The 12,218-nt window shown below is 47.1% G+C and carries 11 protein-coding genes; 2 read left to right on the top strand and 9 right to left on the bottom strand.

The genetic code is table 11. The features are described from left to right. Positions 1-19: 19 nt before the first annotated feature. Together QMA35_RS10015 and QMA35_RS10010 are read right to left on the bottom strand one after the other, a co-directional pair. Complete coding sequence (locus tag QMA35_RS10015; protein WP_281647010.1) at positions 20-1,057, bottom strand: OmpA family protein; 1,038 nt, start codon at positions 1,055-1,057, stop codon at positions 20-22. Positions 1,058-1,346: 289 nt separating this feature from the next. Beyond that, on the bottom strand, positions 1,347-2,303 hold the full coding sequence (locus QMA35_RS10010; protein ID WP_281647009.1) for a LysR family transcriptional regulator: 957 nt from the start codon (positions 2,301-2,303) through the stop codon (positions 1,347-1,349). 55 nt (positions 2,304-2,358) lie between these two features. Here QMA35_RS10010 and QMA35_RS10005 point away from each other — a divergent pair, with 55 nt between their 5' ends. Beyond that, a complete protein-coding gene (locus QMA35_RS10005; RefSeq protein WP_281647008.1) occupies positions 2,359-2,781 on the top strand; it encodes a nuclear transport factor 2 family protein in 423 nt (140 codons plus the stop codon). A 197-nt stretch (positions 2,782-2,978) separates the two neighbouring features. Further along, a complete protein-coding gene (locus tag QMA35_RS10000) occupies positions 2,979-4,733 on the top strand; it encodes a hypothetical protein (RefSeq protein WP_281647007.1) in 1,755 nt (584 codons plus the stop codon). A 4-nt stretch (positions 4,734-4,737) separates the two neighbouring features. Here the strand turns inward: QMA35_RS10000 and QMA35_RS09995 are convergent, their stop codons facing one another. The 7 genes from QMA35_RS09995 to QMA35_RS09965 form a co-directional block, all read right to left on the bottom strand. Next, complete coding sequence (locus QMA35_RS09995; protein ID WP_281647006.1) at positions 4,738-5,115, bottom strand: hypothetical protein; 378 nt, start codon at positions 5,113-5,115, stop codon at positions 4,738-4,740. A gap of 145 nt (positions 5,116-5,260) precedes the next feature. Beyond that, positions 5,261-6,604, bottom strand: a complete 1,344-nt coding sequence (locus QMA35_RS09990; RefSeq protein ID WP_281647005.1) for a DUF58 domain-containing protein — start codon at positions 6,602-6,604, stop codon at positions 5,261-5,263. Continuing rightward, on the bottom strand, positions 6,601-7,584 hold the full coding sequence (locus tag QMA35_RS09985; RefSeq protein ID WP_281647004.1) for a MoxR family ATPase: 984 nt from the start codon (positions 7,582-7,584) through the stop codon (positions 6,601-6,603). Before QMA35_RS09985 ends, QMA35_RS09990 begins: the two co-directional genes overlap by 4 nt. Then, positions 7,581-8,936 (bottom strand): DUF4350 domain-containing protein, encoded by a 1,356-nt coding sequence (locus QMA35_RS09980; protein ID WP_281647003.1) that lies wholly within the window; start codon positions 8,934-8,936, stop codon positions 7,581-7,583. The genes QMA35_RS09985 and QMA35_RS09980 overlap by 4 nt, the downstream gene beginning before the upstream one ends. Further along, the gene (locus tag QMA35_RS09975; protein WP_281647002.1) at positions 8,933-10,582 is read right to left on the bottom strand and encodes a DUF4129 domain-containing protein; all 1,650 of its coding nucleotides are present in this window, start codon (positions 10,580-10,582) and stop codon (positions 8,933-8,935) included. The genes QMA35_RS09980 and QMA35_RS09975 overlap by 4 nt, the downstream gene beginning before the upstream one ends. Then, the gene (locus tag QMA35_RS09970) at positions 10,513-11,508 is read right to left on the bottom strand and encodes a stage II sporulation protein M (protein ID WP_281647001.1); all 996 of its coding nucleotides are present in this window, start codon (positions 11,506-11,508) and stop codon (positions 10,513-10,515) included. The genes QMA35_RS09975 and QMA35_RS09970 overlap by 70 nt, the downstream gene beginning before the upstream one ends. Next, positions 11,505-12,209, bottom strand: a complete 705-nt coding sequence (locus tag QMA35_RS09965) for an RDD family protein (RefSeq protein ID WP_281647000.1) — start codon at positions 12,207-12,209, stop codon at positions 11,505-11,507. The genes QMA35_RS09970 and QMA35_RS09965 overlap by 4 nt, the downstream gene beginning before the upstream one ends. Positions 12,210-12,218: the final 9 nt, after the last annotated feature.

Genomic DNA, 12,218 nt, shown 5'->3' with positions numbered 1-12,218 from the left:
GCCTTTTTTATTTTATCACTTAGCGAATAACGGCCAACACTCGGCGATTTTGCTGACGGCCTTCATCGGTTGCATTAGATGCAGCAGGTTTTTCCTCGCCGTAACCAACAGCTTCAACCCGATTGGCTTCAATGTTGTACTGTTCAATCAGAATCGTACGTACCGCATCGGCGCGCTTTTGGGAGAGCCGCTTATTATAGGCGGCAGCACCTTTATTGTCGGTATGACCTTCAACAACAATTTTTATATCGCTGTTGCGCTGCATGTATTTGCCCATTTTTTCAACACGATCCAGAGCAGCGCTGCGAACGTTGTCAGAATCAAAGTCAAACTCAACCAATAGGTCAATAGCTTCTTGCTCAACACAACCAGAAGCATTGACTACAGCACCGGCAGCAGAGTTAGGGCAAAGGTCGCTGGCATCAACTACACCATCACGGTCTCTATCCTGAAGAACAGGCTTCGCTGGTTCTGCAATTTGTGCTGGTTCAATTGGTGCTTCAACAACAGGTTTGCTAACGGATCCGAATGTCCAGGTCAGGGCAACATTCATCATCCCTTCCGTCTGGTTGTAATCGAGGCTGCGAACAGCTCGCAAATCACTACGCAACGAGAGGTTAGGTGTGAGGTAAGTGCGTAAACCGGCGCCGACATTCATGCGAGTGTCGTCGCGATCTTTAGCATGTTCCAGATTTTCCTGAAACTCACCAATACCTGCAACAATGTAAGGTGTAAGACCATTGCCAAGCGGAGCGAAATCATAGAAACCATCAAGTCGATAGTTTTTCAGGCGAGCATTGTTACTGTTGCCTCTCTGGTCTGTTTTGAACTCAGAGTACAGCAGCTCAACACTCAGCTGACTGTTATAGCGATATCCGACACCAATCTCCGGAGATAAGGCATTGTCCAGAGAACGCTCGCTGTCGAAATCGGTGTAAGCACCGCCGGCAGTGAGAGTAAGTCCTTTATCTACAGCTTCACTGGCAACAGTTGAGGTACTGATAACGGCAGCTACTGCAGCCGCTAATGCTGAATGAGCAACGTGGCGAATGTTCATTGTTCCCCCTGAACAGGTTTTATTTTCCGCGGTTTTTGTGTTTGGCGTGGTTTTTATGTTTGGCGTGGTGAGGATAAAGGATAGGGGGAGTGCGATAAAGGTGATTTATCATATGATCTACTAACTATTCGCCATATTGTTCAAGCGAAGATAGTTTTAAATCTTTGTTAATACTTATCTACCAAAGCAAATAAAACGGAGACAGTCATCAAATCCGCTTCGCCATTGACTCTTCATGGCTGCGTTGCAGTATTTTGAAAGGCAGCAAGCATTCCGGCAATGCTGCGCCCTATAGTGCCCTCTGGGTATACCCATAGAGGCTCTCGGCAATGCTGGGTTCGATGCCTAATTGAGAGCGCTCCCTGACCAGAGCAAATAAAAATGCACTGACTACTGCTGGTGGCTGGTTTCCATAAGTATGAAGTGCATAAACAGGGTTTTCAGGCAGTTGCCAATGCTGAAGTATATTTACAAGCTCAGGGGTGTCAGCAACGAGAAAGTCTGGGAGCAGTGCAAGCCCTGCTCCTGCTTTGGCAAGGCTCTTGGCTATGTAAACGTTGCTTGCAAAACGGGAGGCCTGAAACTCAAGTTTAATAGAATGTTCCTGATGGGTTGCGGTTATGGCTATATTCTCATTCTGCCAGCCATTAGCAATAAATGGCAGTGAGTGGACTCTTTGCTGGTAGCTCTCTGCGAGAAAGTTCTCAATAGGCAAAGAATGCTTTTCAATGAAATACCTGTTGGCACACAGAGCATCACGAAAACTGGACACTTTCTTTTGAATCAGGCTGCTGGACGGTAACCTGCCCACACGTATGGCTATATCTGTTTCCGTTCCCAAAATATCAACACGTTTATCATCAGCGCTGAGTATAGGCTCAATGTTTGGGTGTTTATCCAGTACCCTGTTAATACAGGGAATGACAAGGTTGTCCATCAATGCGTGAGGAGCGCTGATGCGTAAAGGTCCGGAAGGGTTTTCCTCCGTTTTACGGGTGACTTGCCAGGCTTTTCCCGCTTCAGCACACATCTGTTGTGCATGGAAGTAAAACTCCTGGCCCGTGTGGGTGAGCTGCTGTCGGCGGGTGGTACGGTGTAGCAAACGTGTACCGGCTTTTTGTTCCAGTGCTTTGAGGTGTTCGCTAACAACTGAACGAGATAATGAAAGTTTTTGAGCTGCATTGCTTAATGAGCCGCTATCAATAATCTCACAGAAAATAGCCATGTGACGCAGGTGATCGTACATATTGTTCGGCGAGGTCGAAAAGTGATTTCTGGTTAGCCCGGTTTATAACACACATATGCTGAGCTACATTGCTTTAAAGCAACTTGAGGATTGTATGATGTCTGCAGAAGAAACAGCGAACAAGGTTTTAGCGGCGGTTAACAAGGCCAGTTCCGCTTGGAAAAACGCGTTTAACACCGGCAATGCTGCTGGCTGTGCAGCACAATATGAGGCAGATGCTGTTATGCATGCTCGCCCGTTTGGCACCTTTACCGGCACTGCACAGATACAGGCCTTCTGGCAGCAGCTAATTGATGATGGTTTTAAAGATGTTGAATACATAGAGCCTTCCATTGAAGTTGTTAGTGATGAGAGCGCAGTGCTGAAGTCTGGCTGGAAGATGAACAAAGCAGGCGGTGTTATTCACAATGAGCTTTGGGTTTTGCAGGAAGATGGAACGGCAAAACTTCGGGAAGATGATTTTGAAGCCCTAAGCTGATTTCTTCATACCCTGAGTGCAGCAAGAGCATAGGCAGTGTCATTTGATGAGGTTCTATACTTGCTGCATTGCCAATGCTCGTTTGTTAGAAACTCTAACAAAACACTTTATTACGGTTATCACAATACCGCTTATTAGAACTTAATATCGCTCTTCAGAGTCTCACTGCTATGGAATTTTAAACATGGTTGGTGGGTATGGCTTTCTCTTCTTGTTCGGCATCTATAAAGACAGCTTGCCGCTTTGTTGCGCTCAGCTTTTTCTCTTCACTTTCTTTAGCTGCTTATGATGAGATCTGCGGTCATTCCGATTACTGCCTTGATGCCAATCAGATTGATAACTACAGGCTTGAGTATGGTGAAGTTGTGCATGGCCATCTGAAGCCAATGTATAGCTCTGAGAGCTCAAATGTTGTTATTCGGTTTTCGGAGTATGTCCACAAACTGAAATCGGAAAGTTGTTCTAACTGGCAACCAATTCTGCCTGAAGATTCCCTTTTAAATCCCCAAGAGTTAGAGAAGAAAATAAAAAACTATTCTCTGGATTACCAGCCGAACGTTCAGATGGCTTTTTGTTATCAGCAGGAGTCTAGCCCTGATATGCAGTATTCGGTCAATCTTCAGGATATGACTCAGTATGTAAATTATCTTCATAAAATTCGCTTACCTCTGAGCCTTACAGGATCAACCAAGCCTGAAGATAAACATCATTGGGTAGAAGCTCAGAAATCCCGCGCTGGCTGTCAGTCACGTTTACCTGCAGCTTTGTTAAACAAATTGGATGAGTTTCAGGACCCAGTAACTATCTTCCCATTATTTGTGAAGTTAGGGCGTGGATTACGAGCACTTTCTGCTGTGGCTGCTCCTGAACTGAAGTTACTTAAACCTTCTCTGTCTTTGGAGCACCAACCGGTTTTTATTACAGATGCGGCATCCCGTCTTATGCATCTGGAGCGCCAGAACTCTCGATCATTTATGCACTGGAATGAGAACGATTTAGTGGTGCAATCGATGATAAAACCATTATTCATTCCTGTGTCTTTTAATGTACCGGCCGGTGTACAGGTGTCATATTTGAATGGGGGGGATGTCACCCTTCATCGCGGTTCTCTCATGTTTCCCGATGACACTTTAACCACTCAGTGGGAAATGGCTTTCGAGCTACTGTCTTTTGTTATCCACAAATCCTTGGGGGATACCGTTGAAAAGAGAGCTCCCTGTTTTCTGGGGTATATTCCACCAGAAGAAGCCATTGTTCATGCCAGGGCTTCAGGGTTTTATGACTTGGATCTTCTTTCAGGCATGCTCTCTCATGGTACGGCATCACATATCATTCAACTGGCTCGTCTCAAACAGTTGGGGCTCGGAAAGGATCAGCTGAAGTTCATCGATTCCAGTTGTTGGAATTCCGTACTGGAATCAATACCGGTTCACGACTGGTCACTGGCTTTCGGCGTTCGCACGAAAGCTGCATATGACGATGACGTTGAAGATAGCGTCGTGTTTCACGGCTTACCTGTAGTGAGTGCACCAGCCGGTATACAGCACCTTTTAACTGAAAAACTTCTGTCCCGATTAATTCGTGCTGTTGATCGGGATGCTTCAGATGAAGAGAAAGAATATTTCAGAGAAAACTGGCTGCGGACTAAGGGAAGCCTGAAACAAATTACTGCTGATGTAGAGGCGTTGGAAAATACCATTTTAGCCAAGCAGCTGAATAGCTGGCGCCTTATCCTCAAACATGCAGAGGAAGTACAACTGCTGGGAAGTATGCATGGCGGCGAGCAGCACTTCGATAAAACCATGGTGCCTCGAGCTGCCAAGAAAGAAGCTATCGATCGTTATAAGGCCTGGGGGTATAGGGTAGAAAATATTGGAGATTCCTATATTCTCCACCCGCCCGAATTCAGTGAAAGCTGGGAGTCTTCCTGGCAGCTTATTCATGAAAAGTGAGACCTCATTTAACGGAAACAATCCCTTCAATTCTTCTCACTTTCGGTTTTCCATTTACAAGCACAACCTCAGAGGTTTCTTTAGTGGAGGCAGAAGCCAAAAGTCGCCCGTTGTGGACGACAGTTTCAAGCACTGTCTGAGTGGTTATTGCCGATTGTTTGTCTGCAGAGAGTTTAACTTTCAAGCCTCTGGTGTAATAAGTCATTTGCATAGGGAGTGACCATGCGGCTAATAGCCCCTGTTTGTACTCCTCTTTGGTCATGGTTAGAGTTTCGCCAATCTTGTTCGGAAGATCGGAAATAATGACGGCATCATCTGTTAGGTAAGACAGTATGACTTTGTGGTTTCTGTCATTAGAAGCCTGATCAACAAGCCGCATCATCTTTCTTACACTTTGTTCACTTAAAACGCTGTCTGCAAAAACATTGAACGTAGAGAATGAAAAAAACAGGAATAAAAATAATCTTAAGGCTTTCATAGTGCTATCCCAAGCTGTAGTTGTTTTCCGTAAATTACGATTTTTGTGATTAAAAACGGCCACTGGATTTCAGCTGCAAATACTGAGTCACCATATCCACATGCAATGTTTCCGGAAGTGCATCTACAACCAGAACTCCAGAGTTCCGAAGCTCGCGGAGTAAACGCTTTCGCTCATCCAGGTAGTGTTGTGTACCTGCGTAATGCAGAGCCTGCTCAAACCCTTCGACAGGCTGTTTGACCATTTGATCCAGAACTTGTTCCCGCAAGCTGGCCACCATCACAATATGTTTTCCAGCAAGCAATCGAGTTGCAGCGCGTAGGTCTTCCCGATCCTCTTCCCGAATATTGGTGACTAAAACAACCAGTGCCCGCTTTCTGTGGTGGGTAATCAATTGTTCGGCGGCTTCGACAAAGTCACTGTTAGTGGTTGTGCTGTGCAGATCATAAGCTTGCTGGAGAATACGGTTAACAGTGATCTGGCCTTTGGCGGGAGCCAGCCAGCGTTGTTCCTGCTGTGTGCCATTGGCAAAACTCTGGAATCCCACTGCATCACCTTGTCTCAGGGCAATCCATGAAGTGAGCAGCATGGCATTGAGGGCATGGTCAAAGTGGCTTAAGCCTTCATCTCTGGCACGCATACGACGACCGCAGTCCATTAAAAAGATAATGTCCTGATCACGTTCAAACTGGTATTCCCTGGATATAAGCCTTTGCAGGCGAGAGCTGGCTTTCCAGTCTACCTGTCGGAGCACATCCCCCTGGCGAAATTCCCGCAGCTGGTGGAAATCCATACCGGAGCCGCGCTGCTGCAGCTGGTGAGCGCCAAGACGGTTAATTTGTTGATCAAGGCTTAACGTTTCAGCATTAAAAATCGGTGCAAAGTTTGGATAAACCCGTGCTTTGGATGGTTCTCCCAGCAGTAACCGAAAGTCCCAGAAGCCTGACTTGGAGCGAACACGCATATCTACAAGCCCAGACTCTAATTGTCCGCGCCGAGTCGCTTTTAACTGATAACGAATCTCTGCTCTATTATCTGCCGGAATCTCCAGATCTACCGGCATTTTGGTCATCTCTATTTCTTCCGGCCAGTGATCAGTCACTGTCGTTTTAACCGGAAAATCGAGAGGGTTAGTAACGGTGATGTCAACAGGTTGATGAATGCCTACGGCTAGTGTTGCAGGCAGTTTTCGCGATGCTGTGATGGCTTTAAATCTTGTTCCGCGATAGAGGTCGATAAAGGAAAAAAACGCCACAGAAATACCAACCATCCACCAGAGGCTGGAAAAACTTTCTGCGGTATCAACCTGATCCAGATATCGCAGTACTGCCAGCGGCACAGCCAGTGCCAGCCATACGGCAATAAGTTTTAAAAACTTACGAGATGGTCTCATAGTCTGGGTGCTTCAACCTGCTCCAGAAGATCAGCCAGCAACGCGTCGGTATCCACGCCTTCAATTTCCATATCCACAGAGCGTGCAACTCGATGACGCATAACTGGAATGGCCATCGCTTTTACATCATCAGGGAGAACAAAGTCTGCACCTCGGAGCAGCGCATAAGCTCGTGCAGTATTGATCAATGCAATGCAGGCTCGGGTTCCTGCACCACGGGAAAAAACAACACTTTCCCTTGTTGCGCGTACCAAGCGCACAGCATAGGCAACCACCTGATTATCCACTGGCATAGTGGCAACAATCTGCTGTAACTGTTCAATCTGTTGGGCATTGAAAACAGGCGAACTGCTTGCGTTTTCCGGAGTATCCTTGCTGCAGCCTGAAATAATCCGGGTCAGGAGGGCTTCATCATCTACTGAAGGGTAATCGATAAATACTTTCAGGAGGAAACGATCCAGCTCCGCTTCCGGCAGTGGGTAAGTACCTTCGTGTTCAATAGGGTTCTGGGTGGCCATAACCATAAATGGCTGAGAAACTTTATGGGATGTTCCTTCGATAGAAACCTGATGCTCCTGCATAACCTCAAGAAGAGCGGCCTGGGTTTTGGCGGGAGCACGGTTAATTTCGTCGGCCAATAAAAGGTTGGTAAACACTGGTCCTTTACGAATTTGAAAGGTGCCTTTGTTCATGTCATACAGGGTATGGCCAGTAATATCGGCTGGCATCAAATCGGGAGTGAATTGAACCCGGCGGAAGTTTCCGGCAATAGTTTCAGCCAGAGTGCGAACCAGTAAAGTTTTACCAAGGCCGGGAACACCTTCCACAAGAACATGGCCTCCAGCAAGCAGGGCAATCAAAACCTGATCAACCACCTGAGGCTGGCCGATAACCGCATTGTTGATACGGTCACGCAATTGCTGGAGTAAGGGAAGCAGCTCGTCTTTATTACTATCCCTGTTTTCAAAACTGTCAGTCATAAAAGTGATTCCCTGATTCTTTGCAGAACACGTACAGACAATACGAACTCTGATTCGTTATTTGGGGTGTTCGCTGCCATGGCGGCAGCTATCTGTTCCATGTCGTTTGTTTCAGTGGCTCCGCAGTGGTTGGCGAGCCACTCAATTTGTTGGGTGTTGTCCAGGTTTTGCCATCCTGGACACACCTGCTGACACCGTAATTCTATTGTTTTCTGCAATGGATTAAGCAGAGCTTCGGTTTGCTTGTTACGCCATAGGTAATCAGTACAGGCGCGAATATGTTCGGCAATGGCTCTGCGTCTGGTGGTGGATGCTTCTCGGATAGCACCAAAGCGTCGGCCCCGGTAAATCAACCAGAACAGCAGGAGTACAGAAAAGGCAAAGACCGCTTCTGGCGCAAATTTCCAAATCACAGCTGATAATGCTGGCATGCTGGCACCATACACAACAGCAAACCTGCCAGAAGGAGAGAGTTTCCATAACAACCAGGCATGGTCGTGTTTATCTATTTTGGATGATTGCCAGATATTTGGGCTGGTGAGGAAGGTGACATGACCATCACCTTCTGCAAACTCCATATATTGAATGCCTGCCTCATTACCAGCCCAGTAATCGGGAATATGAGATCGAGGATTTTCGTCGATATAGTTTTGTTCGTCTTGTTCATCAATGTATAGCCAGGGATGGTTCAGCTGCTGGTAAAGACTCATATGAATTTCCACAGGCTCATCCATACCTGAGAATTCCAGCTGCACAAACTCGTTTTCTTTGGCAGATTCCCAACTGCCTGGGCGGCTCTGTTCTGCCCACTGTTCAAACGTTTGCTTGCTGTTCTTATCAGGGCTTTCCTTCTGCCTGTCGAACTCGCGCATCAACTCGGCAAGAGATTGTCGTTCGTTAGATTTCGCCGCTTCAGTTTCCTCTGGTTCTACAACAGATGCGCCGAAATGCTGCAGCAGTTCGTGAGTGCGGCCATCAAGGGAATTGGGCAAACCAACAATCAGGTGCCCCCCTGATTGCGCCCACTCCAGCAATTGATCAACTCGCCTTTGACTTATGACCAGTTCAATATCTGTTATCAGAATGGTACCGGGTTTATTTTGGTCCTGAAGATCAGGTTCCAGCTCTTCCATTCGCTCGTAGCTTTCAACACCGTAACCTAGATTTTCAAGGTATCGTTGTGCGGCCAGCCAAGGGTTAATTTTGGCTTCCAGGCTCCAGCCGGTATCAATACTTTCTTCGTATTGTTCGTAGCGATCAAGAAATAGCTTGATGCCAAAACCAATAACCAGCACACCAATAATGGTTAACGGTAAGGCAACGGGAAAAACTGAATTCTTGTTCTGACTCATGCCGGGAACACCTCCTGCCAATTCTCGCAGAGATGTTCAAAGGCTTTTGTATCGGGTTGCCTGTGTCCGTAAGCAGTCCACTGCCATTGTTCGGTAAGATTCAGTACAAAGTTGTTTAAACATTCAGAAACCTGCTCTTCGTTCTGACCTTTGTGAACAAGATCAGCGCACTCACGCTCGGTATGGCCGGGATGGAATTCAAACTCATAACGATGAATCAATTCAGACAGTGTGGCTCGATATAACAGGCCAAGCGCAGCTCGAAACTCCCCTTTGCTCCAGAGTGCTGAGGCTTCTGCAGGGATATCGTCAGGCAGGCTTTCCTGACGAACATCCAGGCCAAACATAACCTCTGGTGCAGCGACTTTCGGTTTTTTGTGTCTGGCAAGATCTACCGAGGTAAACAGGGCACGAATACCCTGCCGATAGTGATAAATCAGCCAGGCAACGGCTCCAATAGCAGCAGCCCAAACCAGTAGTTCAAGGAATGACGCTATTATGAATACACTCGAACTATTACCGTTACTGCCTGCCGGACGAAGAAGCCCTGCAAGCCAATCAATAACATCAATAAACCATTCTGGGAGCTTTTCGGAAAGAGAGGAGTCTTCTTCCGGGTTTTCCTTAAGGCGCCAGCCAGTCTTGGTTTCCATTACATGAAAATCTTCACCTCTGAGAGCTTCAGTGATTTGTTCTTTGGCGCTCTCCCGGCTCAACTGACTGAGAGGAGCAGCCTCAGTAGTTTGCGGCGTTGCAAAAAGCAGCAGACTGGAAAGAATACCTCCGAGGAACAGCTGTGCAGCTTTTGAAACAGAGGCTCTTGGCTTTCTGCTTTTCTGGCGAGAAACCATGTCCCTGAAATGAATTTCTATATCCCAGGCTTCCAGCTCTATACGACGGTTAATGTACAAGGCAAAACCAGCCATAGTGTAAAAAGGTGCGATAAGAGCCGAAGCCATAAGAGCGACAAAATTGTCGATCATATCAGCAAAAACAGATTCACTTTCTGCAATGGTTTGCAGATTGAAATCGACTGTTTCAGGAATAAGTATCAGGATCAGTGCATAAAAGCCGGCAGTCAGAGAAACTTCCATAACAAGGCAGACAATTGTTATCCAGAAGGAGCTGCTGCCGGAGCGCTGAGTCAGCAGACCAACCCTGCGAGAACGAGGTTCACCCTTTAACCCTTCAAGCCCTGTTACGGGCATAACAAAGCTGCGGGCTGGACTTAAACGACGCCAGGTTAACCATGCAAACCAGTCTGGTTTAAGAAAGCCCAGGGAACCTTTCATGGAATAGTCAACGGAAAGGGTTTCACCAAAAAGAGCTCTGCTGCCGTACAGAAGAAGTGATGAATCCCACAAAGGCTTTAGCCACCAGACAATGACTGTTGGAATCCAGAGTGGCCACTCAAAGACATGAAAGATTAATGTAAGAATCGCCAGTAGTGTGGCTGCAGGAAGAACCCAGCTCAGGAACAGGGTTTTGTACCAACTGCGGGCGAGGGTAAAACCAAGATCAACAGCTTCCCAGTGTGTTCGCAGGCGTGGATTAATGCGGATTTTGCCAAGATCCATCATGATCCAAGCCTCCGCCTGCCGACTTTTCTTGCCGCTAACGTACACCAGCCCAGAACCAGTACCCACAGCAGGGCACCTACACCGTATTTCACAGCGACAGGAAGAGTTGAACTGGAAGACCAGAATGCTTCCAGAAATGCTGCAATTAACAGCATCAGGGTAGAACCGTAAATAATACGAATAGCGTCGTTTGCTGCCAGGCGAAGAGCAGTCAGGCGGCGATAAGAACCTGGAGCCAGTAAGGTAAATCCCATTTTCAGACCGGCAGCACCGCTAAAAACAATAGCTGTTAGTTCGAAGCTGCCGTGACCAACTACAAAGGGGTAGAAGGTTTCTTCAAAACCAATACGGGTGATGTGGCCAAACACCGCGCCAATATTTAGCCCATTAAAAACCATAAAGAAGATCGAGCCCAAGCCAAAGGCAATGCCGCTGGCAAAAGTACGGAAGCTGATGCCGATATTGTTCTGGATGTAATAACCAAACATCGCCAAATCAGTGTCGGACTGTCGTTCACGGCCCAAAGCGCTATTAGCCGGATCATACATAGCTTCAAACTGACGCACTTGTACCGGTTCCATCATGGTGTAGATCATGGAATCGTTGGTCAGACAGGCAATAAACATAAATAGACCGGGAAGCAGAAACAGGGCGGCGGATATGCCGATATAACGCCTGTTGTCATACAAAGCCTGAGGGAAATCTTGAATCAGAAACCGAAGCCCTTGGTAGCGGAATCGGGAATTGTTGCTGTACAGGGTGTTATGCATCACCAGAACCAGGCGGTTCAGGCGATCAACAAGGTGTGGGCTATAGCTACGGTGTTTAGCCTGAGCCAGGTGATGGCAGGTTTCCCGGTACAAAGGGGCGAAGCGACTTTTATCAAACTGTGGCTTATCTTCGTTTTTACTTTTTGGTGTACTTTCACCAAACTCAGTTTCAAGCAGTTCCCAAGTGGCACAGTGATTTTTTTCAAAGGTTTGCTGCTTCATTTCCCCGAACCTCCCAATAACCAGACACCAAGGCTGCGAAGTTTGGTTACAGCGTTCTCGTCTTTGTCTTTTAACAGTGGTTCAAGAATATTGGCCAGCTCCTGCTGACGGGGTGTGCTCAATTGTTCATGACGGCGGGTGAAGTCGATAATTGCAGTCTGGTCATTGCTGTTTAGCGGAATTGTGGGAGCAGTTGGGCATACTTTCGGCAACTGTTCCGTATCTTGCTTTGGTGGAACATGAATCACCAGTGTTCCAGCCGCCAGATCTCCCAATCGGCGGAACTGTTTTGTGGTTAACATGCTGACTAAACCTGCCATATAGAAGAACGGCAGAAAATCCGCAGTGCGTAAAAGGTTACGGATAAAAGATGTGCCGGGCATAACAGGAGTCAGGTCATCATTCACCACCGCAATACCGTACTGGCGTTTGCCGGGAGTCTGGCCTTGCCGGAATACCTCAAAAACAACCGGGTAAAACCATTCCAGCAAAAAAGCACAGATCATTAATATACCCTGGCCGGCATAACCCAATAGGCCAAGGGCAATAGCAAGCACCAGCATAATTACGCCCCGTATCAGGAGGTCGGTTATATACGCCAGTGCCCGTGGTACTGGGCCTGCAACTTCGGCATGAAGATCGATACCTTCAGGAGTTTCAACTTTCCAGGTGGTATCGATCTGTTGATGAGGTACTGCCATGAACCTGCT

The organism is Parendozoicomonas sp. Alg238-R29, from assembly GCF_947331445.1.
Classification (GTDB): Bacteria; Pseudomonadota; Gammaproteobacteria; order Pseudomonadales; family Endozoicomonadaceae; genus Sansalvadorimonas.
Note: the sequence above shows the minus strand (reverse complement) of the source record. Positions and strands in the feature narration are given on the sequence as shown.

Excerpts from the sequence above, each read along its gene's own strand:
- QMA35_RS09970 (WP_281647001.1), bottom strand. The coding sequence starts at position 11,508 with ATGAAGCAGCAAACCTTTGAAAAAAATCACTGTGCCACTTGGGAACTG.
- QMA35_RS10010 (WP_281647009.1), bottom strand. The coding sequence starts at position 2,303 with ATGTACGATCACCTGCGTCACATGGCTATTTTCTGTGAGATTATTGAT.
- QMA35_RS10015 (WP_281647010.1), bottom strand. The coding sequence starts at position 1,057 with ATGAACATTCGCCACGTTGCTCATTCAGCATTAGCGGCTGCAGTAGCT.
- QMA35_RS09990 (WP_281647005.1), bottom strand. The coding sequence starts at position 6,604 with ATGAGACCATCTCGTAAGTTTTTAAAACTTATTGCCGTATGGCTGGCA.
- QMA35_RS09980 (WP_281647003.1), bottom strand. The coding sequence starts at position 8,936 with ATGAGTCAGAACAAGAATTCAGTTTTTCCCGTTGCCTTACCGTTAACC.
- QMA35_RS09985 (WP_281647004.1), bottom strand. The coding sequence starts at position 7,584 with ATGACTGACAGTTTTGAAAACAGGGATAGTAATAAAGACGAGCTGCTT.
- QMA35_RS09995 (WP_281647006.1), bottom strand. The coding sequence starts at position 5,115 with ATGATGCGGCTTGTTGATCAGGCTTCTAATGACAGAAACCACAAAGTC.
- QMA35_RS09965 (WP_281647000.1), bottom strand. The coding sequence starts at position 12,209 with ATGGCAGTACCTCATCAACAGATCGATACCACCTGGAAAGTTGAAACT.
- QMA35_RS10005 (WP_281647008.1), top strand. The coding sequence starts at position 2,359 with ATGCTGAGCTACATTGCTTTAAAGCAACTTGAGGATTGTATGATGTCT.
- QMA35_RS10000 (WP_281647007.1), top strand. The coding sequence starts at position 2,979 with ATGGCTTTCTCTTCTTGTTCGGCATCTATAAAGACAGCTTGCCGCTTT.